This window comes from Streptomyces sp. VRA16 Mangrove soil (genome assembly GCF_017377775.1).
In the GTDB taxonomy this organism is placed as follows: domain Bacteria; phylum Actinomycetota; class Actinomycetes; order Streptomycetales; family Streptomycetaceae; genus Streptomyces.
Genome location: NZ_JAFVLN010000035.1, coordinates 1 through 25,437, shown reverse-complemented (window position 1 = coordinate 25,437; position 25,437 = coordinate 1). Strand labels below are relative to the sequence as shown.

The window sequence follows — 25,437 nt, the reverse complement described above, 5'->3', positions numbered from 1 at the left end:
TCGGGCTTTCCTCCGGGCGCTTCCCTTCGGTCTTTCGTGTTTCCAACCTTACCAGATCCTTTTTCCGTTCCGTTCCCGGTTCGGATTTCATTTCCGGTGGCCGTTGGAGGGCCTTTGCCTTTCGGCGGTTCCGACTTTATCAGAAGTTTTGGGCCGGTCTGACCGGCTCTCGTTTCCGAATTTATCGGGGCTGCTTCTCCGAAGAATGTATTTCGAGAAGCGCAGTAGATGCTAACCGTTGCAATCGAACCTGTCGAGTTCGGGGCAACTGTTCGAATCTACCTCCCCGTCCAGACCGTGTCAACGGTTTTCCGGGGCGATGAGGAGACTAGCAGGTCAGCGGGCTCGCTTGCACATCAGGCGGCTGTCGGCTGGAGCGCGCTGCGCTCGGGCTCCGCCACATCACCGGTTTCGCCTTCTCGGGCCGCTCGGCCGCCGAGTACGTAGACGTAGGTGAGGAAGGCGAGCTCGGCCACGATGCCGATGCCGATACGGGCCCAGGTCGGCAGGCCGGAGGGCGTCACGAAGCCTTCGATGGCGCCTGAGACGAAGAGGATCAGGGCGAGGCCGATGGCCATGCCCAGGGCTGCGCGGCCCTCTTCCGCCAGGGCCGTGCGGCGGGTGCGCGGGCCCGGGTCGATGACCGTCCAGCCGAGGCGGAGACCGGTGCCCGCCGCCACGAAGACCGCCGTGAGTTCGAGGAGGCCGTGCGGAAGGATCAGGCCGAGGAACGTGTCGAGGCGGCCGGCCGATGTCATGAGGCCGATGCCCACGCCCACGTTCACCACGTTCTGGAAGAGGATCCAGATGACCGGCAGCCCCAGGAAGACTCCCAGGACCAGGCACATCGCGGCCGCCTGGGCGTTGTTCGTCCAGACCTGGGCGGCGAAGGACGCCGCGGGGTGGCTCGAGTAGTACGTCTCGTACTGGCCGCCGGGGCGGGTCATCTCCCGGAGTTCGGCCGGCGCGGCTATGGATGCCTGGACGTCGGGGTGGGTGCCGATCCACCAACCGATCAGGGCGGCTATCGCCGTGGATATCAGCGCCGTGGGCACCCACCAGTGGCGGGCTCTGTAGACCGCGGCGGGGAAGCCGCGCGTGAGGAAGTCGGTCACGTCCCGCCATGAAGCACGGCGCGTACCGGTCACGGCACTGCGCGCGCGTGCCACGAGTTGGGTGAGGCGTCCGATGATGCGGGGGTCCGGGGCGCTCGACTGGATGAGGGAGAGATGGGTCGCCGTGCGCTGGTACAGAGTGACCAGCTCGTCCGCTTCCGCGCCGGTCAGGCGGCGGCGACGGCGCAGCAGAGCGTCCAGGCGGTCCCACTCCGCACGGTGGGCGGACACAAAGACGTCGAGGTCCATCCGGTCTGCTGCTCCTCGCTTCCGGCACCTGTGCGGCGCGATGTGCCCTCAGCTTGGCAGACTGGCGGTTCCTAGGGCAGGTCAGGGAAGGGTGGGTGGCCGGTGTGAGTGAGCTGGTGACGGGTGAGGCGGTCGCTCTTGAGCTGCGGCCCGCGAAATTGCCGAGCCGGGCACTCGCCGTGCTCATCGACCTGGTGGTGGCCTTCGCCGTCTACATCGCCGTGACGATCGTGATCGTGGCCGCCACCTCGTCGCTGGACGACGCCGCTGCCGCCGCGGTGGCCGTGGCCACGTTCCTGCTCGTGCTGGTGGGGATTCCGATTGCCGTCGAGACGCTGAGCCACGGGCGGTCGCTGGGCAAGCTCGCGTGCGGGCTGCGTGTCGTACGGGACGACGGAGGGCCGATCCGGTTCCGGCACGCACTGGTGCGCGGGGCCGTCGGGGTCGTGGAGATCCTCATGACCTTCGGCGTCGTGGCGTGCATCGCCTCCCTGGTGTCCGCTCGCGGGCGGCGTATCGGGGACGTGGTCGCGGGGACGCTCGTCGTGCGGGAGCGGGTGCCCGCCGGACAGGCGTCGTTCGTGCCGCCTCCGCCGCCGTGGCTGGTGGGGCGGTTCGCCCAGCTCGACCTGTCGGGCGTGCCCGAGGGGCTGTGGCTCGCGATGCGGCAGTACCTCACGCGGATGGGGCAGCTGGACCCCCAGGTCGGATGGAGCATGGCCGAGCGGCTCGCGGCCGATCTCGCCGCGCACACCGGTGCTCCGGTGCCGAGCGAGGTGCCGCCTGCGGCGTTTCTGGCCGCGGTGATGCACGAGCGGCAGTCGAGGGAGGCCCAGCGGGCCTTCGGCGCTGCCCGGCCGGGTGGGCCCACGATGCCGGGTGGGCCCACACCTCTTCCCGGGTACGCCCCGGCGGCTCATGCGCCGTACGCCCCGCCCGCTGCTCCCGTGCCTCCCATGGCACCGACGCCCGGGGCGTACGTCCCGCCGTCGGCTCCCTCTTCCACTCCGGGCGACGGGCGGTCGGAGCCGCCGACCACGGGGTTCGTGCCGCCGGCCTGAGTCGCGGCGTCAGGTGAACGTCGACGGCGGTGTCTCGAGGTCCTCCAGCTCGATGCCGGGGGCCGCCAGGACCACGTCGCCGCTGAGGTGAACGGTGTGCTGCTCCCCCGTGTCCAGGGCTGTGACCTGGTATTCGTCCACGGCCAGGGGTCCGTTGTCAGTGGCGTGTGCTTCGCTTCTCAGCAGGGTCCAGGACTGGTCCACGGTGCGCGGGGCCAGGACGGGATCCGTGAGGGCGACGAGGCGGACACGGGTCGAGGGGGAAGCGGGGGTGAGGTTCAGCAGGCGTGCGGTGGCGATGAGGAACGCGGGGGACGTACCCGTGAACGCGTGCACGGGGGCGTTTCCTTCGGTGGCGTGGGTGCCGGTGGGATCGGTACGGACCCAGGTCACGCCGTCGAGTGCGGCGCCTCGCACCTGCCAGCTCGCGGCGGTGAGTTCGAGGCGGATGGGGCGGCCGAGTTCGTCGAGGGCGAGATCGACCGAGCCGGCGTGGTCACCGGAGGAGGTGGTCCGTTGAGCTACGTAGCGCCAGCCGGAGGGGCCGGGCGCGCAGTGGAAGTGTTCTTCACCGAGGGGGGTGTGATCGTGCGGATCATGGAGCGAATACCGGCCGCGGGGCATGGGGTTCGTGGGGTCCTCTGTCTGGCCTGGTGACGTCGCCGTCACCGGTCGCGGGTTCGGGCCGTGCGGTTCCGGTTCCGGCGTGCGTCGAAGGACGTGTCCACCGTAGCCAGCGGTGCGGCGTCGTACGGGACAGGCCCCCGGCACGGGGGTGCGGGGGCCTGTCCTTGTACTGACGGTCTCGGCGGATCGGGCCGCCGGGACGGTGCTCAGTAGCGGTAGTGGTCCGGCTTGTACGGGCCCTCGACCTCGACGCCGATGTAGGCGGCCTGCTCCGGGCGGAGCGTCGTCAGCTTCACGCCGAGCGAGTCCAGGTGGAGGCGGGCGACCTTCTCGTCCAGGTGCTTGGGCAGCGTGTAGACGCCGACCGGGTACTCGGACTGCTTGGTGAACAGCTCGATCTGGGCCAGCGTCTGGTCCGCGAACGAGTTGGACATCACGAAGGACGGGTGACCGGTCGCGTTGCCCAGGTTGAGCAGGCGGCCCTCGGACAGCACGATGATGACCTTGCCGTCGGAGAACGTCCACGTGTGGACCTGCGGCTTGACCTCGTCCTTGACGATGCCCGGGATCTTGGCCAGGCCGGCCATGTCGATCTCGTTGTCGAAGTGGCCGATGTTCCCGACGATCGCCTGGTGCTTCATCTTGGCCATGTCCGAGGCCATGATGATGTCCTTGTTGCCGGTCGTCGTGATGAAGATGTCCGCCTTGTCGACGACCTCGTCGAGCGTGGCCACCTGGTAGCCGTCCATCGCCGCCTGCAGCGCGCAGATCGGGTCGATCTCGGTGACGATCACGCGGGCGCCCTGGCCGCGCAGCGACTCCGCACAGCCCTTGCCCACGTCGCCGTAGCCGCAGACGACCGCGGTCTTGCCGCCGATGAGGACGTCCGTGGCGCGGTTGATGCCGTCGATGAGCGAGTGGCGGCAGCCGTACTTGTTGTCGAACTTCGACTTCGTCACCGCGTCGTTCACGTTGATCGCGGGGAAGAGGAGGGAGCCGTCACGCTGCATCTCGTACAGGCGGTGGACACCCGTCGTGGTCTCCTCCGTGACGCCGCGGATCTCGGAGGCGAGCTTCGTCCACTTCTGGGAGCCCTCGGAGATCGTGTCGTTCAGGAGCTGGAGGATGACGCGGTGCTCGTCGGACTCGGCGGTGTCGACCGAGGGGACCTTGCCGTCCTTCTCGTACTCGACGCCCTTGTGGACGAGGAGGGTGGCGTCACCACCGTCGTCGAGGATCATGTTCGGGCCGCCGGTGGGCGAGTTCGGCCAGGTCAGGGCCTGCTCCGTGCACCACCAGTACTCCTCCAGGGTCTCGCCCTTCCAGGCGAAGACCGGGACGCCCTGGGGGTTGTCCGGCGTACCGTTCGGGCCCACGGCGATGGCCGCGGCGGCGTGGTCCTGCGTGGAGAAGATGTTGCAGGACGCCCAGCGGACATCGGCGCCGAGCGCGACGAGGGTCTCGATGAGGACGGCCGTCTGGACCGTCATGTGGAGGGAGCCGGTGACGCGGGCGCCCGCGAGGGGCTGCGTCGCGGCGTACTCCTTGCGGATCGCCATCAGGCCGGGCATCTCGTGCTCGGCGAGAGTGATCTCCTTGCGGCCGAACGCGGCGAGGGAGAGGTCGGCGACCTTGAAGTCCTGGTCCTGTCGGTTGGCGACAGAAGTCATAAGTGAGCTGCTCCTCGGTGCAGTTGCAGTCGGTCGAGGTGGGCTGACAGGCGCACCCCCGTAAAAGAGGTACGCATGGCTGGTCTGCGGGCGTCGGCGGACACAGGTGTCCTCCGATACTCGCAGCGCAGTCCGTCGGAGGCCCTCTCTCCCTCGGCCGGCCCGTCGTGCGGGCCGCCCGACCGCCATCAGCAGCGACGTCTGGCTCATGACGAATCTACACCGATCGGCCCAGCGGGCCCCACCCCGCCGGTGTTCCGGGGGCGGTCGAGGTGGCTCTTTCCTGCTGCTCGGGCGGTGTCGGGAGGTCGGGGCGGCACGGCTAGCCTCTCCCTGCGCCGCCGCGTCCGTGAGCGGTGCGGGGAGGGGTGCAGAGGCGTATGGGAGCGCGTGCGAGACAGCTGGCCCGGGTGGCGTGGGTGCTGGGGCCACTGGGACTGGTGGGGCTGGTCGGGTCGGCGGTGTGGCTGGCGACCACGTATCGGGGTGTCTCGGTGTCGAGTGACAGCATGACGCCGACGTACACCGTCGGTCAGCGGTTGCTCATCGAGCGGGTGGCCGGGGGCGAGGTGCGCCGCGGGAACGTGGTGCTCTTCTCGATGCCCTCGCGGTATCAGGGCCGACCGGTGCTGCAGCGGGTCGTCGGGCTCGGCGGGGAGCGTGTCGCGCAGAACGGCGGGCCTGCCGGGCCGACGCAGGTGAACGGCCGGGCGCTGGCCGAACCGTATGTGAGGGACGGGCAGGCGAACGGCGGTCCCGCGTACGACGTGCGGGTGCCGCGCGGGCGGCTGTTCCTGATGGGTGACCATCGGGCGAACTCGAACGATTCTCGCTACTTCCCGAGCGATCACGCGGGTTCGGTGCCGGCCGGTGCGGTCGAGGGGCGGGTTGTGGACGATGTGACGCGCCCGGTGCTGATCGCGGTGGCCGGGGTGGCCGGCCTCGGCATGGCCGTCGCGGGGCTCGCCTGCGGGATCACCGCGCTGCAGGCACGGCGCCAGGAGGCGGCTCTGCGGATGGCGGGGATGGCGGGATGGACGGTGTCACGGTGAGGGCCGGGGCCGGGCCCGGAGTCCGCGCGGAGCGGTGATCCGCGACGTGCGGGGAAACAAAGAGACGTACGGGGAAAGCAGTAGCCGTTCAGGGAGAGCAGCAAGGGGGGCGCGCCGGGAATTCGGCGCGCCCCCCTTCACGTAATGAACGGAGCGACGGTCAGTGGCCGGGCGTCGGCGTCGGGCCGCCCGGTGTCGCCTCCGGGTCCGCGCCCTTGGCGGCCTCGGACTCGCTGTAGATGTCGGGCTCCAGGTAGATGACGCGCGCGATCGGGACGGCGGCGCGGATGCGGGCCTCGGCCTCGTTGATGGCGCGGGCGACCTCGGCCGCCGTGTCGTCGTGCTGGACCGCGATCTTCGCGGCGACCAGGAGCTCCTCGGGGCCGAGGTGCAGCGTGCGCATGTGGATCAGGCCGGTGACGGTGTCGCCGTCGACGACGGCCGCCTCGATCTTGGCGACCTCCTCCGTACCCGCCGCCTCGCCGAGGAGCAGCGACTTGGTCTCCAGGGCGAGCACGATCGCGATGGTGATCAGCAGGAGGCCGATGCACAGGGTGCCGATGCCGTCCCAGACGCCGTCGCCGGTGGCGAGGGTCAGGCCGACGCCGAAGAGGGCCAGGACCAGACCGATGAGGGCGCCGAAGTCCTCCAGGAGGACGACCGGCAGCTCAGGGGCCTTGGCGCGCTTGATGAACTGGCCCCAGGACAGCCGGCCGCGCAGCTGGTTCGACTCCTTGATGGCCGTGCGGAACGAGAAGCCCTCGGCGATGATCGCGAAGACGAGGACGCCGACCGGCCAGTACCAGTGCTCCAGCTCGTGCGGGTGCCTGATCTTCTCGTAGCCCTCGTAGACGGCGAACATGCCACCGACCGAGAAGAGCACGATCGAGACGAGGAAGGCGTAGATGTAGCGCTCGCGGCCGTAGCCGAAGGGGTGCTGCGGGGTCGCCTCGCGCTGGGCCTTCTTGCCGCCGAGCAGGAGCAGGAACTGGTTGCCCGAGTCGGCCAGCGAGTGGACGGCTTCGGCCAGCATCGACGAGGAGCCGCTGAAGAGGAACGCCACGAACTTCGATACCGCGATGGCGAGGTTGGCGGCGAGCGCCGCCACGATCGCCTTTGCTCCGCCTGAAGCACTCATGTTGTTCCTGGTGTCCCTTCGAGGTTCTGCGTACGCATGCGCATACGTGTACGTCCCTTGCAGCGGTGGGTCATTGTTGCAGCACGGGACGGCACAGGGGTCGCTCAGGCCACGACCGTCGCCCGGAAAACCGTACCCACTCCGGACACTTCAGCCTTTTCACCTGCCGGTACGAACGCGGACTCGCCCGGCGCGAGGTCGAGTTCCCCCGCCCGGACCGTGCCCGCGGTGCAGAGCAGGATCTGCGGGGTCGCAGCGGTGAGGTCGTGCGGCGCGGCCCCCTCGGGGAGCACGAACCGGGAGAGGCGGAACTCGTCGATGGGGGTGTCGTAGAGCTCCTCGCCGTCGGGGGACGCCTCCGGGCGCAGGACTCCGGGGTCGGTGGCCTCGAAGCGGACGATGCGCAGCAGTTCGGGGACGTCGACGTGCTTGGGGGTCAGGCCGCAGCGCAGGACGTTGTCGGAGTTGGCCATGATCTCGACGCCGAGGCCGGAGAGGTAGGCGTGCGGGACGCCGGCGCCGAGGAAGAGCGCCTCGCCCGGCTGCAGTCGTACGTGGTTGAGGAGCATCGCGGCGATCACGCCCGGGTCGCCGGGGTAGTGGTGGGCGATGCCCGCGTACGGCTCGTAGGCGCCGCCGAGGCGCTGGGCGGCGGCCGTCGCGTCGGTGACGGTCGCCGACATCTCGGTGCGGTCCGCGGACAGGATCGCCGTCAGGACCTCGCGCAGCGCCGCCTCTTCGGGGTGGGCGCGCAGCAGGTCCGCGTACGGCTTGAGGCTGTCGACGCCGAGCCCTTCGAGGAGCCGGGCCGCCTCCTCGGGCGCGCGGAAGCCGCACAGGCCGTCGAACTCGGTGAGCGCGCAGATGAGTTCGGGCTTGTGGTTGGCGTCCTTGTAGTTGCGGTGGGAGGCGGTGAGGGGGACGCCCTGGGCCTCCTCCTTCTCGTACCCCTCCTTCGCCTGCCGGAGGTTCGGGTGCACCTGGAGGGAGAGGGGGGCGCCGGCCGCGAGCAGCTTGAGCAGGAACGGGAGGCGGGGGCCGAACTTGGCGACGGCCGACGCGCCGAGTTCCCGCGCCGGGTCCGCGTCGATGACCTCGTTCAGCGGGCCGCGCCCGGTGCCGGAGGGGGCGCCGGGGTGGGCGCCCATCCACATCTCGGCCTGGGGTTCGCCGGTCGGCTCGGCGCCGATGAGCTGCGGGATGGCGGTGGTGGAGCCCCAGGCGTAGGGGCGGATGGTGTTGGTGAGGCGGTCCATCAGGTGTTTCTTCTCCGTACGGCAGGTGCTGCGCGGGCACGGCGCAGGTGCGCGGTCCAGGGCGGTTACGCGGTCCAGGGCTGTTGCGCAGTCCAGGGCTGTTGCTCGGTCCGGAACGGTGCCGCGGTCGACGACCGTTGCGCGGTCCGAGGCGGTTGCGCGGTCGACGACGGCTACGCGGTCCGAGGCGGTTACGCAGTCCAGGGCGGTTACGCGGTCCAGAGGGGCCGGGCGTCTTCGGCCGGCCGGGGACAGGGTCGGCTCCGGGTCACGTCCCGGAGGCGAGGCCCAGGTAAACGGCGGCGAAATCTGTGACGGCGATCAGCTCCGCCAGGGTCTCCAGATCGCTGCCCTCCTCCGGCTCCAGCTCGCTGATCGCGGTGTCGTGCGAGAGCGCGAGTTCGCGGGCGGCGGGCGCGGCGGTGAGGCCACCGGTGGGGCGGTCGCGGAGCAGGACGACGCGGGCGCGCAGGGCCTGGACCTCCTCGACGCGGTCCCGGAAGAAGTCGTCGGGGTCGGCGCCCGCGGCGAGGTCGCTCGCGAGGAGCGCGCCGTGGGCGGGCAGCGCCTCGGGCAGGTCGGCGGCGAGCGCGGGGCGGCCGGCGAGCTCGGCGAGGGCGGCGGCAAACCTGCGGCCCGCCGGCCCTGCGGCCGCGCCCTCCGTCCAGATCAGCGGGAGCGCCTCGGCCAGCTCGGAGGCGAGGGTCTTCGCCGGATTGCCGTACGTGGCGATGGCCGGTCCGCAGCGTTCGGCGGTGCGGTCGAGGCGGTCGGCGACCTTCTCCAGGTCCTCCGGGGGCGCGGAGAGCAGGCCCGTGCGGTCGAGGAGGGCGAGGAGCGGGGTGAGCAGCGCCCAGAGCGCGCCCGGGGCGGAGGCCGCGGCCGGCTGGTCCTGCTCGTACGGGGCCGTGGCCATCGGCACGAACAGGCCGTGGGCACCCGCAACGGTCTCGGTGAGCGGGGCGCCGGAGGGGCAGACGGCGACGACGGTGACGCCGCGCCGGTAGGCCTGCTCGACCAGGAGGGAGAGGCTCGGCTCGGAGCCGTCCGGGGTGGCGATCAGGAGCAGGTCGACCGGGCCCGCCCAGCCGGGGAGCTCCCAGCGCAGGGCGCCGGGGGCGGGGGCCACGCCGGTGGAGCGCAGGCGGACGACGGGGCAGGCGGAGCCCGCAAGGCGGCCGATGAACTCGGCGACGCCGAGGGCCGCGGTGCCGGGGCCCGCGATGAGGACGGCGCGCGGGCGGCCGTCCGGTTTCAGCTCGGCGATGCCGGCCTCGGCGGCGTGGCGTGCCGCGGTGCGGACGCGGGCGCCGGCTTCCGCGGCGCCGCGCAGCAGGCCGCGGCGGTCGGCCCTGGCCAGCGCGTCCGGGTCGTCCAGGAGCGTTTCGTCGAACATTGCGGCGTGCCTCCGGCTTTTTCGGGGGTTACGCGGGGCGGCGGGCCTCGTCGACCAGGAGGACGGGGATGCCGTCGCGGACCGGGTAGGCCAGGCCGCAGTCCTGGGCCGTGCAGATCAGCTCGGCGTCGGCCTCCTTGAGGGCGGCGTGGCAGGCCGGGCAGGCGAGGATCTCCAGGAGGCCGGCTTCGAGCGGCATGAGGGGTCCCTTCGGGGTGCGGGGGTTTGTGCGGGTGGCCGCTGTGCGCGGGCCCGCGGTCAGCGTACCGCCGGGGCGGGGCCGTGGGCCGGGCGGATCTTGGTTGCCCGGGGTGTGGCTGGGTGGGGCGGGGTTGTGGCTGGGGGCCCGGGCCGTGGGCCGGGGCCCGGGCCGTGGGCCGGGGCCCGGGCCGTGGGCCGGGGCCCGGGCCGTGGGCCGGGGCCGGAGCCGTAGACCGGGGCCGGAGCCGTAGACCGGGGCCCGAGCCGTAGACCGGGGCCCGAGCCGTAGACCGGGGCCCGAGCCGTAGACCGGGGCCCGAGCCGTAGACCGGGGCCCGAGCCGTAGACCGGGGCCCGAGCCGTGGGCCGGGGCCCGCTGGGGCGCCTGCCCGGCGCTGGGGTGCCGCCTTGCCCACCCTGCCGCCCCAGGCGGCAGATTGCCCAAGGCTTCGGGGCACGCGGCAGACCGGCCAAGGCTTCGGGGCACGCGGCAGACCGGCCAAGGCGGTGGGGCAGGCCGCGGACTACCCAAGGCGCGTGGGGCACGCGGCAGACCGGCCAAGGCGGTGGGCAGGCCGCGGACTGACCAAGGCTTCGGGGCTCGCGGCGCCGCGACGGGTCAGGACCTGATGATGGCCAGGGCCTCGTCGCGGGTCTTTTCCATCGTGGCCCGGTCGCGCGCCTCCGCGTTCAGGCGCAGCAGTGGCTCCGTGTTCGACGGGCGGACGTTGAACCACCAGTCCGTCGCGGTGACCGTGAGGCCGTCGAGCTCGTCCAGGGTGACGCCGTCCCGGTCGCCGTACGCGGCCTTGATCGCGGCGAGGCGGTCGGCCTGGTCGGCGACGGTGGAGTTGATCTCGCCGGAGCCGACGTAACGGTCGTACGAGGAGACCAGCGCGGAGAGCGGGCCGTCCTGGCCGCCGAGCGCGGCCAGCACGTGCAGGGCGGCGAGCATGCCCGTGTCCGCGTTCCAGAAATCCTTGAAGTAGTAGTGCGCCGAGTGCTCGCCGCCGAAGATCGCGCCGGTGGTGGCCATCTCCTGCTTGATGAAGGAGTGGCCCACGCGCGTGCGCACGGGCGTGCCGCCGTGCTCCTTGACGACCTCGGGTACCGACCACGACGTGATCAGGTTGTGGATGATCGTGCCCGCTCCGCCGTTCTTCGCCAGTTCGCGGGCGGCGACCAGGGCGGTGATGGCGGACGGGGAGACCGGGTCGCCGTTCTCGTCGACGACGAAGCAGCGGTCGGCGTCGCCGTCGAAGGCCAGGCCGAGGTCGGCGCCCTCGGCCCTCACCCGGGCCTGGAGGTCCACGATGTTCGCCGGGTCCAGCGGGTTCGCCTCGTGGTTCGGGAACGTGCCGTCCAGCTCGAAGTACATCGGGACGAGAGTCAGCGGCAGGCCCTCGAAGACCGTCGGGACGGTGTGCCCGCCCATGCCGTTGCCCGCGTCCACGACCACCTTCAGCGGACGGATCGAGGTCAGGTCGACCAGGCCCAGAAGATGGGCGGCGTAGTCCTTCAGCATCTCGCGGCGGGTGATCGTGCCGGGCTTCGCGGCCGGCGCGGGCGCCCCCGACTCACTCCACTCCTCGGCCAGGCGGCGGATCTCGGTCAGGCCGGTGTCCTGGCCGACCGGCGCGGCCCCGGCCCGGCACATCTTGATGCCGTTGTACTGCGCCGGGTTGTGCGACGCCGTGAACATCGCACCGGGCAGGTTCAGCGCGCCCGACGCGTAGTACAGCTGGTCCGTCGAGCACAGGCCGATCTCGGTGACGTCCGCGCCCAGGGCCGCCGCGCCGCGCGCGAAGGCGCCGGACAGGGCCGGAGAGGAGGGCCGCATGTCATGGCCCGTCACGATCGCGTCGGCGCCGGTCACCCGAACGAACGCGGCGCCGAACAGCTCGGCCAGCTTCTCGTCCCACTGGTCGGGGACGACACCGCGCACGTCGTACGCCTTCACGATCTGCGACAGATCAGCAGCCATGGACCGGCCCAGCCCTCCTGGAGTACTTCACGGACCCCACAAACTACCTGTCCGCACTGACATCAACGCCTGAACCCCTCATTCCTCCCAAAGAGTCCGCGCGCGTCCTTCTCCCGTCATCGGCACTGGTCACGGCAGCATCCATGAGAGGACCACGGTGCTCTGCGCGTACACGATGAGGCACATCACCAGCAGCAGTCCCAGGCTCCACGGCAGCACCTTGCGCAACAGGTCGCCCTCCTTGCCCGCGAGGCCGACCGCCGCGCACGCGATCGTCAGGTTCTGCGGCGAGATCATCTTGCCGAGGACACCGCCCGAACTGTTCGCCGCGGCAAGGAGTTCCGGCGGCAGGCCCGACTGCTGGGCCGCCGTCACCTGGAGCGCGCCGAACAGGGCGTTGGCCGAGGTGTCCGAGCCGGAGACGGCGACGCCGAACCAGCCGAGCACCGGCGACAGGAAGGCGAGACCCGCGCCCGCGGCGGCCACGAAGTGCCCGATGGTGGCGGCCTGTCCGGAGAGGTTCATGACGTAGGCGAGGGCGAGCACGCTGGTCACGGTCAGGATCGCGAACCGCAGTTCGTGCACCGTCCCGAACCACTCGCGCACGGCCACGCGCGCGGGTACGCCGATGACCACGGCCGTGAGCACGCCCGCGATGAGCACCAGCGTGCCTCCCGTGGAGACCAGCGGCAGGGTGAAGACATTGCCGCTGACCGGCTTGCCGTCCGGGTTGGCGACGTTCAGGAAGGGCCAGTCGAAGACCCGGTTCGCCTTCGCCAGCCAGTCCTTGACGGCGGGGATCTGGGCGACGGAGAAGATCACGACGATCAGCGCGTACGGGGCGTAGGCGCGCACCACTTCGGAGCGCGGGTCCTCCTCGTCGAGGTCCTCGCTGCGTACGCCGGTGAGGACCGCGGCGCGTACGGGCTCGGCGGCGGGCCTGCGCGCGTGCGGCACGGCCACGAGGGCGCCCGCGCCGACGAGCGCGGCGCCGATGTCGGCGAGTTGGGCCGAGACGTAGTTGGAGGCCGCGAACTGGGCCACGGCGAAGGCGACTCCGCAGGCCAGCGCGGGCACCCAGGTCTCACGCAGGCCGCGCCGCCCGTCCACGAGACCGACGAGCACCAGCGGCACCACGAGCGCGAGCAACGGCGTCTGGCGGCCCACCACGGAGGCGACGGAGTCGAGCGGCAGGCCGGTGACCTGAGCGAGCGTCACGACCGGTGTGCCCATGGCGCCGAAGGCGACCGGGGCGGTGTTGGCGACCAGGGCGACGACGGCGGCCTTCACCGGGTCGAAGCCGAGCGCGACGAGCATCACCGAGCAGATCGCGACCGGCGCCCCGAACCCGGCGAGCGCCTCCAGGAGCGCGCCGAAGCAGAAGGCCACGACCAGCGCCTGGATGCGCGGGTCGTCGGAGAGCCTTCCGAAGGAGCGGCGCAGGATGTCGAAATGCCGGGTGCGGACCGTCATCCGGTACACCCACAGGGCGTTGACGACGATCCACAAGATGGGGAAGAGGCCGAACAGCGCGCCTTGGGCGGCACTGGAGACGGTCTGGCCGAGCGGCATGTCGTACACGAGCCAGGCGACCAGGGCGGCGACGACGAGGCCGATCAGGCCCGCGCGGTGGGCCTTCATGCGCACGGCGCCGAGCAGAACGAGGACGGTGACGAGGGGCAGGGCAGCGACGAGGGCGGACAGGCCGAGCGAGCCGCCGACGGGCTCCAGTTGCTGGACGAACACGAGCGCCTCCCGGAATCCCGGATTCCCGCGGACAGGGTGGCGAAATAGTCATGCCCTCAACAAACGCGCGTCAACGCACGCGACGGAGGAAATCCGGTGAAGCGTTCGGGGAAGGGGGCGCGGCGGTCAGTTGTCGGGCGAGCGCAGCACCCTGAGGTGGCCGCGGCGCGCGACCTCCATCGGGTCCGCGGCGCGCGGGCCGCCACCGCCGGCCTCGGCGGCGCGCTCCTGGGGCCGGGCAGCCTCCCGCACGGCGTTGGCGAGGGCCTCCAGGTCGTCGCCGCTGGGGCGCGCGGGGCCGCTGCCGTCGGTGAGCCGGACGACCTCCCAGCCGCGCGGCGCGGTGAGGCGCTCGGAGTGCTCGGCGCACAGGTCGTAGCAGTGGGGTTCGGCGTAGGTGGCGAGCGGGCCGAGGACCGCGGTCGAGTCGGCGTAGACGTACGTCAGCGTCGCGACGGCGGGGCGGCCGCAGGCGGTGCGCGAACAGCGACGTACAGGGCTCACGACGTTGGACGGTACCGCACTCTTGAGCGGGCCGCGACGACTCTCCCCGAGGTCACCCCACCGTGTCGTGGTGTGAGACGGCGCACACCGGCTCGCGGGGGCGCCCTCGTGACCTGCGGCGACCCGGGGTCGTACGCCCTGCCGAACAGTTGAAAGCGGTCACCACTCAGGACATAAGGCTGCAATATTCGCGAGTTCAACGGTCCGGGAGAGATACGGAATCGGGCCCAAGAATGGCTTGATCGGTCAGGAAGCGACATGCGGTGCCCTGTACGGGGCGTGCCCGTCGCGTGCGCCGCTTCCGGGTGCCCAAGGACTACGCTGCGTCGGTGATGGAAAGGCCAGACAGTCAGGTACCGCGCTCCCCCGGCGAGCCGCGTCCGCCGCGCCGCCGCGACCGGCACGGGCGTGGCATGCGCGGGCCCGTGGCGCCCCCGCAGGTGCCGCTGTCCGCGAGCCGCGCCGATGCCTTCGCGGATCTCGTGCAGGACGCCGTGGAGCGCCTGGAGCGGCGCTGGCCGCAGCTGGCCGAGGTCGACTTCCTCGTCCTTGAGGTGCCGCGGCTGACGGCCGAGGACGAGGCATGGGGCGGCGACACGGTGCCGCTGGGCGGCATCGTCCCGGCGCGGGACGAGCGCCCCGCGCGCGTGGTCGTCTACCGGCGCCCGATCGAGATCCGCACCAAGGGCCGCGACGAGCGCGCGGCGCTGGTGCACGACGTCGTCGTCGAGCAGGTCGCCGAGGTCCTCGGGCTCACCCCGGAGACCGTCGATCCCCGGTACGGGGACGGCGAGGACGAGGACTGACGCCCCGGGGGGCCGGGGCGCCGTCGAGCTGCTTCTGGGCTACTCCTGGGCCTGCTTCCGGGCTACTTCTGGACGACGGCGAGGTCTTCGTCCGCCTGCGGCACCGACACCGTGCCCCGGTCGTCCGGCAGCGTCTGGATCGTGAACGCCGGGACGCCGTCCATCTTCTCGTCCAGCATCCGCGAGCCGTAGACCTTGCCGCCCGACACGGGCTCGACCGTCAGCGCGTACGAGCCCTTCAGGCCGCTCGGCACGGGCGGGGTGACCGAGAGCGTCGTACCGCCCTTGACCGTGTACTCCTTGGTGACCGCGGTGCCGCCCTCGGTGCCCGCCGACGCGGTCACCTTCACCTTGCCGGTGGCACCGGGCGCGGTCAGGGCGAGCGTGGAGCCCTTGGAGCGGTTGTCGGCGACCGTCGCGCGCGCGCCGATGTCCCGGGTGGCCGGGATGAACGCGGTCTCCTGGTCGGCGCCCTTGCCGCGCGTGACGCGCAGCGCCGCCACGATCGGCACGGCGTCCTCGGACGGGGTCAGGACCAGCGATCCCGCGTCGCCGCGGGTGACCGCGCCGAGGTCGACCGCGGTCGTCATGCCCGACTTCACGTGCAGCGTGTCGTGCCCGGCGGGCACGATCTTGCCGCTGGAGGTGGCCAGCTGCACCTTCAGGTCGGCGTCGTCCTGACCCGGTGCGAAGGCGACCAGGCGCACGCTGGTGGCGTCCTTGGGGATGCCGGGCAGCACGAGGGAGGCCGCCGGGTCGGCGGCGGCGGGCAGCCAGTCGCCGCCCAGCTTCGCGTCGGCGGACGAGACGGCGGCCGCGACCCGGCCGCTGCGCGCGGTCACGTGCAGCGTCAGGTTCGTGTACGGCTTGTCCGTCAGCGTCGACAGCAGGACCGGCACGCTCGCGTGCGGCGCGATCTGGATGCCCTCGCCGACGTCGGACTTGATGGCGCCGTCCGGTCCGTACAGCTGCACGTCGACGACCGCGGCCTCGTCGTCCGGGTTCGTGAGGTGGATGTAGTCGTTGCGGTCCTCGGCGGTGGAGGCGCCGGGGAAGTAGAAGTCGGTGTCCGGCGCCGAGCAGTCCACGCCGAGCAGGCCGCGGCCCGAGCCGACGTCCACCGTGGTGGTCTGCTGGACGGTCCAGCCGGGCGCGAGGGCGCCGTCGGCGGTGCCGACCAGCGCGGGCGCGTCCGCGCCGGAGGCGTCGCCCGCGGCGGGCTTGCCGGGCGTCTGCGGGGTGACGACCGCCTTGGCCTTCTTGCTCTTGCCCTTGCTGTCGCCGCTGTCGCTCGCGCCGGTCTCGGCCGGCATCAGCTGCGCCTTGCCCGATCCGCTCCCGGCCTGCGCCGACTTCGGCGTGTACGACGTGTACGCCGTCTCCGCCAGGTCGGACTGGCTGGGCGCCGGGCACAGCAGGCTGGAGCGCTCGACGGGCAGCTGGGCGGCCGCCTTGGCGGGGGTGTCGTCCCCGCCTCCGCCGGACACGGTGGCGAACCCCGTGACGGCGGCCAGAGCGGTCACGGCGGCGATCAGGGACAGGGTCGTGCGGTTCACTGCTGGCTCCCGTCGGGGCGCTCACCATCGGCGCCGTTGCCGTGCTGCTGCTCGTACGTCGGGTCGTACGCGGCCTGTTGGCCGTACGTGCCGTCGTACGCGCCCTCGTAGGTGCCTCCGTAGGCGTACGGGTCGTACTGGCCCGCCTGGTAGGGGTCGGCCTGCTGGTCGTACCCGTAGGAGCCGCCGCCCTGCTGGTACTGCTGCTGCTCCGCCGTGCCGTACGTGCCGTACTCGGCGCTCGCGTAGCTGGGCTGTTCCCACTCGCCGTACGACTGCTGCTGCGGAATGTCCACAGCGTCGGCGCCGGCCTGGACCTGGGCCTCCTCCGAAGGAGGAGGTGGTGTGTCGCCGACCGCCGCCTGCTCGGCCTCCGCCTGGGCGCGCAGACGGCGGGCCCTGCGGCCCTCGCCCTCCACGGCCTGCGCGGGCACGACCGGCTCCTCGGGGAGGTCGTCGTCGATGTCCTGGCGGCGGCCCGGCAGGGCGAGCACCACGAGGACGAGCGCGAGGGCGCCCTGCGCCCACAGCCAGGCGGTGTGCGTGAGCGGCGCGTCGTAGGTGACGTCGAGCCGGCCGCCCGACGCGGGCAGTTCGAAGCCCTGCGCCCAGCCGTCGACGGTGGTCTTCGTCAGCGGCGTGCCGTCGAGCGTCGCGGTCCAGCCCTCGGCGGCCTGGTCGGCGAGGCGCAGGACGCGTCCTTCCCGGCCGGCGCTCACGTTCGTGTGGATCTCGACGGGGCCCGCGGCGACCGGCCTGGCCGACTCCGACGTCGAGCCGGTGCCCGCCGTGGGCAGGACGACGGCCCGGGCCACCTGGCGGTCCACGCGCCACAGCGCGGTGCCGTCCTGCTGGCTGAGCCGGGTCAGTCCTGGCGTGGAGTCGAGGACGCGGCTCATCTGGCGGGGCGCGCCGTCCCGTACGAGGACGTAGCGCACGGCGAAGCCGCCGAGCTGGTCGGCCTGGTCGGCACCGGAGCCCGCGACCAGGTTGGCGACGACCTTGTCGAGCTTGCCGTTGTCGCCCGCGGCCCTGGTCAGTTCGCCGTCGCCGAGGCGGGCGCCCGCGCCGCGGATCAGCGCGTACGACACGTCGCCCGTGTCGCCGTCCAGGATCAGCGTGCGGGCCTGGTCGCGGGTGCCGGCCTCCTCGGCGACGAACGCCGGGACCTGCACCGGGTCGCGCCGCTCCAGCGGCCCGTCGGCGCCGCGGATCATCCAGCCCGCGGCGAGCAGCAGCGGGCCCGCGGCGGCGGCGAACGCGATCAGCGCGGCCACCGGCTGGCGCCAGCCGAAGCTCTGCTCGGCCACGCGCGAGCGCGCGCCGTCGGCGCCGAGCGCGGCGGCGGCGAGCAGGGCGATTCCGTAGACGAGCGTGGCGGGCCCGGCCCACGTCGAGTTGTTGGACAGCACCGCGAAGATCAGGGCGACGAGGGCGACGGCCCACGCCGTGAGGACGGCGAGGCGGCGCTCCTGGCGCAGCAGCGCGGCGAGCGCGGCCAGCACGATGCCGACGAGCAGCAGGCTGCCCGTGGTGCCGGAGCCGCCCGGCGAGGCGCCGAGCAGGCCGAGCGCGGTCGCCGAGCCCTTCCCGAAGGGGAGCCCGGCCTCCTGGAAGAAGCCGAACGGGAGCAGCGTCAGCGACCACGGGGCGAGCACCAGAAGCGGGGTGCCGAGCGCGGCCAGGAAGCGCAGCCCGTAGGCGATGATGTCGCCGCGGCGCACCACGAGGAGCGCGATGCCGAGCACGAGGGCGATCGGCCACATGAGGGGCGTGAAGGCCGTCGCGAGCGTCAGCAGCAGTGCGTACGCCCAGGTGGCTCGCCAACTGCCGCGCACGCTCCCGGCATTCATCAGCCCGGACGCCGACAGACCCGCGCGCGCGATGAGCGGCAGCAGGACCGCGAGCACCGCGGTGCCGACCCGGCCGCCCGCGAGGGCACCGGTGGCGGCGGGCAGGAACGCGTACGCGACGGCCGCCCACGCGCGCAGCAGCCGCGAGGTGACCAGCGGCCGCGACGCGAAGTACGCGGTGAACCCGGCGAGCGGCACCGAGCCGATGAGCAGCACGGTGATCGCGAGTCCGGTGGAGCCGAACAGCACGGAGGAGAAGGCCGCGAGGACCGCCAGGTAGGGCGGCGCCGCCTGGGTGCCGCCGGTGCTGGTGGCGTGCCAGGCGTCCAGGTAGCGCGCCCACAGGTCGGAGGCGTCACCGGGTGCGGGCAGCAGCGCCCCGCCCGAGAGCGCCCCGCTGCCGAGCAGGCCGCGGCAGGCGATCAGGGAGACGAAGAGCAGGATGACGAAGAGCATCGGCCCGGGGTTGCGGGCGATGCGCTTGAGGCGGGCGAACTGCTCGACCTCGAAGAAGTCGGAGTCGTCGCCGGGCCCCGATTCGAGCCCGCCGCCGCCGTGCCGGCCCGCCGTGGTGGTCTCCGGGTCGGCGCTGCCGAAGACGTTCCCCGCGACCTGCTCGACCGTCAGCCGCACGGTCGCGCCCGGCGGCGGGAAGAGCGGCTTGAGCTCCTTCGGGTCGACGCCTCCCTTGCCGCGCCGTCGGCGCCCGGCCAGGATCCGGCCCGGCCGCAGCAGCGTGGCGAGCAGACCGGTGATCTCGTCGAACGCCTGCCCGGGCACCTTGCCGACCAGGTACGCGACCGTGCGCAGCAGTGTGCCGAGGACGAGGCGGACCAGGACCCAGGCCAGCGTCAACGCGCGCGCGTTGACGAGCAGGGTGTAGACGGCGCCCGCCTTGTCGACCTTGTGCGGCGACGTGGCGGTGCGGCCCACGCAGTCGACGGTACGGCGCTCGCGCGAGGATGCCTCGGCGTGCCGCACGACGGCGTCGGGGGCGACGAGGACGCGGTGTCCGGCGGCGTGGGCGCGCCAGCACAGGTCGACGTCGTCACGCATCAGGGGCAGCCTGCGGTCGAACCCGCCGAGCTGCTCGAAGACGTCGCGCCGGATGAGCATGCCGGCGGTGGACACGGACAGGACGGGCCGCACGTGGTCGTGCTGCCCCTGGTCCTGCTCGCGGCGGTCGAGGCCGGTCCAGCGGCGCCCGGAGTGGGCGATGGAGACGCCGACCTCCAGGAGCTGCCTGCGGTCGTACCAGCCGCGCAGCTTGGGGCCGACGATCGCGACGTCGGCGCCCGCCTCGCGCTCCGCCTCGACGACGCGCAACATCTGGGAGAGCGCGTCGGGTTCGGGCGCGCAGTCGTCGTGCAGCAGCCACAGCCACTGCTCGGGCTCGCCATGCGGGAGGTCCGGCAGGTCGTACGCGTCGTCGCGCCAGGAGCGGCTGACGGGGTCCCAGCCGCTGGGCCGCTTCAAGTAGGGCAGCTCTTCGGGGGTCAGCACCCCGGCGCCGCGGACCGCTTCCTCGACGGCCTGGCCGAAGCCGGTGCGGCGGGCGAGGTGCAGGACGCGCTCGTCGCCGATCGCCTCGGCGACGAGGGCCGCGGAGTCGTCGGCGCTGCCGGTGTCGGCCGCCACCGCGTTCTGCACGGGGCGCTCCTGGCCGAGCACTCCTGACAGGACGTCGGGCAGCCAGCGCGCGCCGTCGTGCGAGACGAGGACGGCGGTGACGACATGCCTGGGGAACTCGGGGGCGCTGCTCGGGTCGAGCCCTGCGGCGTGCCCCGGGTTGAACGCGGCGGCGGCAGCGCCGAATTGGCCTGCCGAGTGGCTGTGCACGGACATCGAGGTACGGGCCCCGGTTCGTTGGACTGCGGTGGACACCCGTGGCGCACGGGGGCACTGGGGTGTCTCGGACGGGACCTCACACTAACGGCTGCGAACAACAGCGGCCCGCCGCCTGTGGATAACCCACGTGCGACGGGCCGTACGTACCGCAGATACCGCAAGAAACGGAAAGCTAGACGGCGGCCTTCTTCAGCCGTCGGCGCTCGCGCTCGGACAGACCGCCCCAGATGCCGAACCGTTCGTCGTTGGCGAGCGCGTATTCGAGGCACTCGGAGCGGACCTCGCACGCCAGGCAGACCTTCTTGGCCTCCCGCGTCGAGCCGCCCTTCTCCGGGAAGAACGACTCGGGGTCGGTCTGGGCGCACAGCGCGCGCTCCTGCCAGCCGAGTTCCTCTTCCGCGTCCTCGACCAGCAGATCCGTAAACGACTCGGTCATAGTGCGCCCCTCGTCTGTCCGTGCGTCCCCGTGATGTTGCCGTTACCGATTTCGGCTGAACGACACGAGTGAAATTACAAGTGTGCCGATCCGGGGCAGTCAAGCCGGGATCTGCTATTGGGCCCCTTATTCACTCTGCGGAACCAAGGCTATGCGGAAAGTGTTCAAATCGGCAAAAACCGTGACACTTGCCAGGGGCCCATCCGGATGCACCGGCCCTTGCAATCCACCACAAGGAAGGACGCCGCAGAGTTTGATCTCGTTCCGGTGGCGCCCGCGAAGCGAACCGGATCACATTCGGATCACGGGATCACAACGGCGTTTGCATGCCGGGTTGCTGCGCCACATGTCCGCCTCCTGCCCTGCACAAACCTTTCAGCAGACAGAACAACCGGATAGGGCTAAAGATATCTCGCAATCCGGACATTGGGTTGACAAGGGAGGCATGAACCGGTGTCCTGTTGGGCATGCTCGCGAACTTGGCATCCATGACGACGACCGGCGCCGCCCGGTCCGTCCGTGTTGCCCGCGCGTGCCACAGCTGTTGCTGTTCCAGCTGTTGAGTCGTCCGACGCCGTTCGACTCCCCGGGTCGTTGAGCCTGTAGCGCTCCGCCCTCGCTCCCTCCTCGCTCCACCTTCGCTTCTTCTTCGCTCCTCCTTCGCTCCTGCCCACCGCACCGCTCCGTGGCTCCGCCGCCACATCTCCGTACGGCTCTTCGCAGAGGAACCCCACACCCGATGAACAGCGACAGCGACCTCCAGATCGCCGGCGACATCCTCGAAGTCCAGCACCTGCTCCGGCCCGCCCGCGAACACCCCGAGACCGTGGCCGAGTTCGTGGGTCTCGCCCGTTCGATCGCCGCCGACCGCTCCCAGTGGGAGCACCTGGTCGAGTACGACACCACGACCCGCTGGTACCACCGTCTGCGCACCGGGCCCGGCTACGAGGTGTGGCTGCTGTCCTGGGTGCCGGGGCAGGGCAGCGGGCTGCACGACCACGGTCGCTCGTCCGGCGTACTGACGCTGCTCCAGGGCGAACTGACGGAGCGTACGGAGAGGGGCGCGCGGACACTGGCGGCGGGCGCGCAGCGTGTGTTCGCGCCGGGTTATGTCCACGAGGTCGTCAACGACTCGCTGGAGCCGGCCGTCAGCCTGCACGTCTACTACCCCGGTCTCACCGAGATGCCGATGCGCGGCGCCGCCGCCTGCACGACGGCCCGGGAGGCCACTGTCTGAGACCGGCTGCCGGGCTGTCGGTCCTGCCTGCGATGCTGTGGGGCATGCGCATTGTGGTTCTGGCAGGCGGCATCGGTGGTGCCCGGTTCCTTCGCGGTCTCAAGCTGGCCGCCCCGGACGCGGACATCACGGTCATCGGCAACACCGGGGACGACATCCACCTCTTCGGCCTGAAGGTCTGTCCGGACCTCGACACGGTGATGTACACGCTGGGTGGCGGCATCAACGAGGAGCAGGGCTGGGGTCGTACGGACGAGGGTTTCACGGTCAAGGAGGAGCTCGCGGCCTACGGGGTCGGGCCCGAGTGGTTCGGCCTCGGCGACCGGGACTTCGCGACCCACATCGTCCGTACGCAGATGCTGGCGGCGGGCTTCCCGCTCAGCGCCGTCACCGAGGCGCTGTGCGAGCGGTGGCGGCCCGGGGTGCGGCTCATCCCCATGTCGGACGACCGGGTGGAGACCCATGTCGCCGTCGACGTGGACGGTGAGCGCAAGGCCGTGCACTTCCAGGAGTACTGGGTGAAGATGCGCGCCTCCGTGGACGCGCAGGCCGTGGTGCCGGTCGGCGCCGAGCAGGCCAAGCCCGCGCCGGGTGTCCTGGAGGCCGTCGCCGAGGCGGACGTGATCCTGTTCCCGCCGTCGAACCCTGTGGTGAGCGTCGGCACCATCCTCGCCGTGCCCGGCATCCGGGAGGCCATCGCCGAGGCCGGGGTGCCGGTCGTCGGGCTCTCCCCGATCGTGGGCGACGCGCCGGTGCGCGGGATGGCCGACAAGGTCCTTGCCGCGGTGGGCGTGGAGTCCAGTGCCGCCGCGGTGGCCGAGCACTACGGTTCCGGGCTGCTCGACGGGTGGCTCGTGGACACCGTGGACGCGGGCGTCGTGGAGCGCGTCGAGGCGGCCGGGATCCGCTGCCGGGCCGTGCCGCTGATGATGACCGATCCGGAGGTCGGCACCGCCGCCGCCGACATGGCGCGGGCCGCGCTCGCGCTGGCCGAGGAGGTGCGCGGCGCGTGAGCGAACTGCGCGTATGGGCCGTGCCCGGGATTCCCGAGGTGCGCGAGGGTGACGATCTCGCCAAGCTGATCGCCGCCGCCGAGCCCGGGCTCGTCGACGGTGACGTCGTACTCGTCACCTCGAAGATCGTCTCCAAGGCGGAGGGGCGGATCGTCCGCGCCGACGACCGGGAGGCCGCCATCGACGCGGAGACCGTCCGGGTCGTGGCCCGGCGCGGGGCGCTGCGGATCGTGGAGAACCGGCAGGGCCTGGTCATGGCCGCGGCCGGGGTCGACGCGTCCAACACCCCGGCCGGGACCGTGCTGCTGCTGCCCGAGGACCCCGACGCGTCGGCCGAGGCCGTACGGGCCGGGCTGCGGGACGCGCTCGGGGTCGAGGTCGGGGTGGTCGTGACGGACACCTTCGGGCGACCCTGGCGCAACGGGCTGACGGACATCGCCATCGGGGCCGCCGGAGTGCGGGTCCTGGAGGACCTGCGGGGCGGCACGGACGCGTACGGGAATCCGCTCAGCGCGACCGTGGTGGCCACGGCCGACGAGCTGGCGGGTGCGGGGGACCTCGTGAAGGGCAAGGCCGGCGGGCTGCCGGTCGCCGTCGTGCGCGGGCTCGCCGACGCCGTCGTTCCCGAACAGGGCGGCGGCGCGCGGGAGTTGGTGCGCAGCGCGCGGGACGACATGTTCCGGCTCGGGACGTCGGAGGCGGTCCGGGAGGCCGTGACGCAGCGGCGTACCGTGCGGGCCTTCACCGACGAGCCGGTGGACCCGGGAGCCGTGCGACGGGCCGTCGCCGCGGCGGTCACCGCGCCCGCGCCGCATCACACGACGCCGTGGCGGTTCGTGCTCCTGGAGTCGCAGGAGTCGCGGGTGCGGCTGCTCGACGCCATGCGGGACGCGTGGATCGCCGATCTGCGGCGCGACGGGAAGAGCGAGGAGTCCATCGCGAAGCGGGTGCGCCGCGGGGACGTGCTGCGCAACGCGCCATACCTGGTGGTGCCGTGCATGGTGATGGACGGGTCGCACACGTACGGGGATCAGCGCCGGGACGCCGCCGAGCGGGAGATGTTCGTCGTCGCGGCCGGGGCCGGGGTGCAGAACTTCCTGGTGGCGCTGGCCGGGGAGCGGCTCGGCTCCGCCTGGGTGTCGTCGACGATGTTCTGCCGGGACGTCGTGCGGGGTGTGCTCGATCTGCCGGCGGAGTGGGATCCGATGGGGGCCGTGGCCGTGGGGCATCCGGCCGGGGCGCCGGGAGAGCGGCCCGCTCGCGTCGTTTCGGAGTTCGTCGAGGTGCGGTAGCGCCGTCTTCGGGGGGGCTCGGAGGGTTCGGGCGCTCGGAGGGCTCGGAGGCTTCCTACCAGTCCGCGATGTTCACCTTGCGCATCTTGGGCTGTCGGCGCGGGGGTGACACCCCGGCGAGCAGGATCAGGCGGGCCGCGCGGTGGCGCTGGCCCGCGTACGGGGCCAGTAGTTCCAGCATGTCGTCGTCCGTGGCGTGGCGGTTGCCGGCCAGGGCGTAGCCGACGATGCCGGGCAGGTGCAGGTCGCCCGTCGTGACCTCGTCGGGGGCGCCGTTCGTGCGCTGGATCGTCTCGGCGGAGGTCCAGGGGCCGATGCCGGGGACGAGTTCCAGCCGGGCGCGGGCCTGGGCCGGCTCCATGTGGGCCGCCTCTTCCAGGCGGCGGGCCACCTGGGCGGCCCTGATGATCGTCGAGGCGCGCTTGTTGTCGACGCCCGCCTTGTGCCACTCCCAGGACGGGATGCGGGTCCAGGTGTACGGGTCCGGCATCACCCGCATACGGAGCTGGTCGCCGGCCGGGCCCGGGGCCGGTTCACCGTGCTGGTGGAGCAGGAGGCGCCAGGCTCGGTAGGCCTCGTCCGTCGTGACCTTCTGCTCCAGGATCGACGGGATCAGGGATTCGAGGATCAGGCCCGTGCGGGTCAGGCGGAGGCCCGGGCGGCGGCGGGTCTGTTCCGCGATCAGACGGTGGCGGGGTTCGAACAGGGTCGGGTCGTCCGACTCGCCGAGCAGGGGCGCGAGCCGGGACTGGAACCAGTCGCCTCCCGGGCCCCAGGTGTCGGCCTGGATCGTGCCGTCTTCGGGGTGCGGGGTGAGGCGGAGGGTGGCGGGGCCTTCCGGGGTGCGGCTCGCTCGCCACAGGGCGCCGTCGGGGGTGGGGCGGAAGGTGGGGTCTGCGGGGCCTCGGCGGAGGGGGCCGAGGGTGAGGCCCAGGTGGAGGGGGGTGGGGGGTGTGTAGGTGCGCGTGGTGGGTGTGGTGCGAGTGGTGGGGGTGGTGGGCGTGCTTGTGAGGGGTGCCGGGGGCTGGGTGGGGGTGGGTATGCGGGTGTGGCCGCCGCGCACGGTGGTGCGGGTGGGGGGTTGATCGGTGCGCGCGGGGTATCTGCGGCCAGCCACGGGGGTCCTCGGTCGGGGCGGGTGTGCCCTTTGAGGGTAGGGGGTTTTCGGGTGTCGCGGGGTTGTGGGGCGGGAGTGGGGCCGGGCCGTGGGTCGGGAGCCGGGCCGTGGCCCGGGCCGTGGGCCGGGACCCGGGCCGTGGGCCGGGACCCGGGCCGTGGGCCGGGACCCGGGCCGTGGGCCGGGCCGTGGGCCGGGAGCCGGGCCGTGGGCCGGGGCTCGCTGGGGCGCCTGCCCGGCGCTGGGGTGCCGCCTTGCCCACCCTGCCGCCCCAGGCGGC

The 25,437-nt window shown here is 72.4% G+C and carries 20 protein-coding genes; 6 read left to right on the top strand and 14 right to left on the bottom strand.

Annotated features, from left to right (window positions below):
* Window positions 1-356: 356 nt before the first annotated feature.
* A complete protein-coding gene (locus J3486_RS43495; RefSeq protein WP_207830778.1) occupies window positions 357-1,364 on the bottom strand; it encodes a stage II sporulation protein M in 1,008 nt (335 codons plus the stop codon).
* Window positions 1,365-1,468: 104 nt separating this feature from the next.
* On the opposite strand from J3486_RS43495, the gene J3486_RS43490 reads away from it, so the two are divergent.
* Window positions 1,469-2,425 carry an RDD family protein gene (locus J3486_RS43490; protein ID WP_207830789.1) on the top strand — a complete coding sequence of 319 codons (957 nt, stop codon included), beginning with the start codon at window positions 1,469-1,471 and terminating at the stop codon, window positions 2,423-2,425.
* A gap of 9 nt (window positions 2,426-2,434) precedes the next feature.
* Here J3486_RS43490 and J3486_RS43485 read toward each other — a convergent pair whose 3' ends face one another.
* A complete protein-coding gene (locus J3486_RS43485) occupies window positions 2,435-3,049 on the bottom strand; it encodes a hypothetical protein (protein ID WP_207830776.1) in 615 nt (204 codons plus the stop codon).
* A 209-nt stretch (window positions 3,050-3,258) separates the two neighbouring features.
* On the bottom strand, window positions 3,259-4,722 hold the full coding sequence (gene ahcY, locus J3486_RS43480) for an adenosylhomocysteinase (protein WP_207830773.1): 1,464 nt from the start codon (window positions 4,720-4,722) through the stop codon (window positions 3,259-3,261).
* Between the two features lie 380 nt (window positions 4,723-5,102).
* Here ahcY and lepB point away from each other — a divergent pair, with 380 nt between their 5' ends.
* The gene (gene lepB / locus J3486_RS43475) at window positions 5,103-5,774 is read left to right on the top strand and encodes a signal peptidase I (RefSeq protein ID WP_229379590.1); all 672 of its coding nucleotides are present in this window, start codon (window positions 5,103-5,105) and stop codon (window positions 5,772-5,774) included.
* 160 nt (window positions 5,775-5,934) lie between these two features.
* Here the strand turns inward: lepB and J3486_RS43470 are convergent, their stop codons facing one another.
* From J3486_RS43470 to J3486_RS43440, 7 genes are all read right to left on the bottom strand, one after another.
* Complete coding sequence (locus tag J3486_RS43470) at window positions 5,935-6,912, bottom strand: cation diffusion facilitator family transporter (protein ID WP_207830769.1); 978 nt, start codon at window positions 6,910-6,912, stop codon at window positions 5,935-5,937.
* A 104-nt stretch (window positions 6,913-7,016) separates the two neighbouring features.
* Window positions 7,017-8,168 (bottom strand): mannose-6-phosphate isomerase, class I, encoded by a 1,152-nt coding sequence (gene manA / locus J3486_RS43465; RefSeq protein WP_207830754.1) that lies wholly within the window; start codon window positions 8,166-8,168, stop codon window positions 7,017-7,019.
* Between the two features lie 268 nt (window positions 8,169-8,436).
* The gene (locus J3486_RS43460; RefSeq protein WP_207830750.1) at window positions 8,437-9,564 is read right to left on the bottom strand and encodes an SIS domain-containing protein; all 1,128 of its coding nucleotides are present in this window, start codon (window positions 9,562-9,564) and stop codon (window positions 8,437-8,439) included.
* Between the two features lie 28 nt (window positions 9,565-9,592).
* Complete coding sequence (locus tag J3486_RS43455; RefSeq protein ID WP_207830747.1) at window positions 9,593-9,763, bottom strand: Trm112 family protein; 171 nt, start codon at window positions 9,761-9,763, stop codon at window positions 9,593-9,595.
* 621 nt (window positions 9,764-10,384) lie between these two features.
* A complete protein-coding gene (locus J3486_RS43450; RefSeq protein WP_207830744.1) occupies window positions 10,385-11,749 on the bottom strand; it encodes a phosphomannomutase/phosphoglucomutase in 1,365 nt (454 codons plus the stop codon).
* A 129-nt stretch (window positions 11,750-11,878) separates the two neighbouring features.
* Complete coding sequence (locus J3486_RS43445; RefSeq protein WP_207830728.1) at window positions 11,879-13,495, bottom strand: L-lactate permease; 1,617 nt, start codon at window positions 13,493-13,495, stop codon at window positions 11,879-11,881.
* A gap of 126 nt (window positions 13,496-13,621) precedes the next feature.
* Window positions 13,622-13,999, bottom strand: a complete 378-nt coding sequence (locus J3486_RS43440; protein WP_207830711.1) for a DUF3499 domain-containing protein — start codon at window positions 13,997-13,999, stop codon at window positions 13,622-13,624.
* 332 nt (window positions 14,000-14,331) lie between these two features.
* On the opposite strand from J3486_RS43440, the gene J3486_RS43435 reads away from it, so the two are divergent.
* On the top strand, window positions 14,332-14,805 hold the full coding sequence (locus J3486_RS43435; RefSeq protein ID WP_207830781.1) for a metallopeptidase family protein: 474 nt from the start codon (window positions 14,332-14,334) through the stop codon (window positions 14,803-14,805).
* A gap of 62 nt (window positions 14,806-14,867) precedes the next feature.
* Here the strand turns inward: J3486_RS43435 and J3486_RS43430 are convergent, their stop codons facing one another.
* From J3486_RS43430 to J3486_RS43420, 3 genes are all read right to left on the bottom strand, one after another.
* Entirely contained in the window at window positions 14,868-16,361 is a 1,494-nt protein-coding gene (locus tag J3486_RS43430; protein ID WP_207830708.1) for a DUF5719 family protein, read from the bottom strand.
* Complete coding sequence (locus J3486_RS43425) at window positions 16,358-20,059, bottom strand: glycosyltransferase (protein WP_207830704.1); 3,702 nt, start codon at window positions 20,057-20,059, stop codon at window positions 16,358-16,360. Before J3486_RS43425 ends, J3486_RS43430 begins: the two co-directional genes overlap by 4 nt.
* Before the next feature lie 175 nt (window positions 20,060-20,234).
* Window positions 20,235-20,498: a WhiB family transcriptional regulator gene (locus J3486_RS43420; protein ID WP_018533570.1), complete on the bottom strand. Its 264-nt coding sequence runs from the start codon at window positions 20,496-20,498 to the stop codon at window positions 20,235-20,237.
* 739 nt (window positions 20,499-21,237) lie between these two features.
* Here J3486_RS43420 and J3486_RS43415 point away from each other — a divergent pair.
* The 3 genes from J3486_RS43415 to J3486_RS43405 are packed head-to-tail and all read left to right on the top strand — an operon-like array spanning window position 21,238 to window position 24,040.
* Complete coding sequence (locus J3486_RS43415) at window positions 21,238-21,735, top strand: cysteine dioxygenase family protein (protein WP_207830689.1); 498 nt, start codon at window positions 21,238-21,240, stop codon at window positions 21,733-21,735.
* 44 nt (window positions 21,736-21,779) lie between these two features.
* A complete protein-coding gene (gene cofD / locus J3486_RS43410) occupies window positions 21,780-22,748 on the top strand; it encodes a 2-phospho-L-lactate transferase (RefSeq protein ID WP_207830686.1) in 969 nt (322 codons plus the stop codon).
* Window positions 22,745-24,040, top strand: coding sequence for a coenzyme F420-0:L-glutamate ligase (locus J3486_RS43405; RefSeq protein ID WP_207830683.1), 1,296 nt, complete (start codon window positions 22,745-22,747; stop codon window positions 24,038-24,040). Before cofD ends, J3486_RS43405 begins: the two co-directional genes overlap by 4 nt.
* Before the next feature lie 55 nt (window positions 24,041-24,095).
* Here J3486_RS43405 and J3486_RS43400 read toward each other — a convergent pair whose 3' ends face one another.
* Window positions 24,096-25,157 (bottom strand): DNA-3-methyladenine glycosylase, encoded by a 1,062-nt coding sequence (locus J3486_RS43400; protein WP_207830680.1) that lies wholly within the window; start codon window positions 25,155-25,157, stop codon window positions 24,096-24,098.
* Between the last annotated feature and the right edge of the window lie 280 nt (window positions 25,158-25,437).

Excerpts from the sequence above, each read along its gene's own strand:
- J3486_RS43495 (WP_207830778.1), bottom strand. The coding sequence starts at position 1,364 with ATGGACCTCGACGTCTTTGTGTCCGCCCACCGTGCGGAGTGGGACCGC.
- J3486_RS43485 (WP_207830776.1), bottom strand. The coding sequence starts at position 3,049 with ATGCCCCGCGGCCGGTATTCGCTCCATGATCCGCACGATCACACCCCC.
- ahcY (WP_207830773.1), bottom strand. The coding sequence starts at position 4,722 with ATGACTTCTGTCGCCAACCGACAGGACCAGGACTTCAAGGTCGCCGAC.
- lepB (WP_229379590.1), top strand. The coding sequence starts at position 5,103 with ATGGGAGCGCGTGCGAGACAGCTGGCCCGGGTGGCGTGGGTGCTGGGG.
- J3486_RS43470 (WP_207830769.1), bottom strand. The coding sequence starts at position 6,912 with ATGAGTGCTTCAGGCGGAGCAAAGGCGATCGTGGCGGCGCTCGCCGCC.
- manA (WP_207830754.1), bottom strand. The coding sequence starts at position 8,168 with ATGGACCGCCTCACCAACACCATCCGCCCCTACGCCTGGGGCTCCACC.
- J3486_RS43460 (WP_207830750.1), bottom strand. The coding sequence starts at position 9,564 with ATGTTCGACGAAACGCTCCTGGACGACCCGGACGCGCTGGCCAGGGCC.
- J3486_RS43455 (WP_207830747.1), bottom strand. The coding sequence starts at position 9,763 with ATGCCGCTCGAAGCCGGCCTCCTGGAGATCCTCGCCTGCCCGGCCTGC.
- J3486_RS43450 (WP_207830744.1), bottom strand. The coding sequence starts at position 11,749 with ATGGCTGCTGATCTGTCGCAGATCGTGAAGGCGTACGACGTGCGCGGT.
- J3486_RS43435 (WP_207830781.1), top strand. The coding sequence starts at position 14,332 with ATGGAAAGGCCAGACAGTCAGGTACCGCGCTCCCCCGGCGAGCCGCGT.
- J3486_RS43425 (WP_207830704.1), bottom strand. The coding sequence starts at position 20,059 with ATGTCCGTGCACAGCCACTCGGCAGGCCAATTCGGCGCTGCCGCCGCC.
- J3486_RS43420 (WP_018533570.1), bottom strand. The coding sequence starts at position 20,498 with ATGACCGAGTCGTTTACGGATCTGCTGGTCGAGGACGCGGAAGAGGAA.
- J3486_RS43415 (WP_207830689.1), top strand. The coding sequence starts at position 21,238 with ATGAACAGCGACAGCGACCTCCAGATCGCCGGCGACATCCTCGAAGTC.
- cofD (WP_207830686.1), top strand. The coding sequence starts at position 21,780 with ATGCGCATTGTGGTTCTGGCAGGCGGCATCGGTGGTGCCCGGTTCCTT.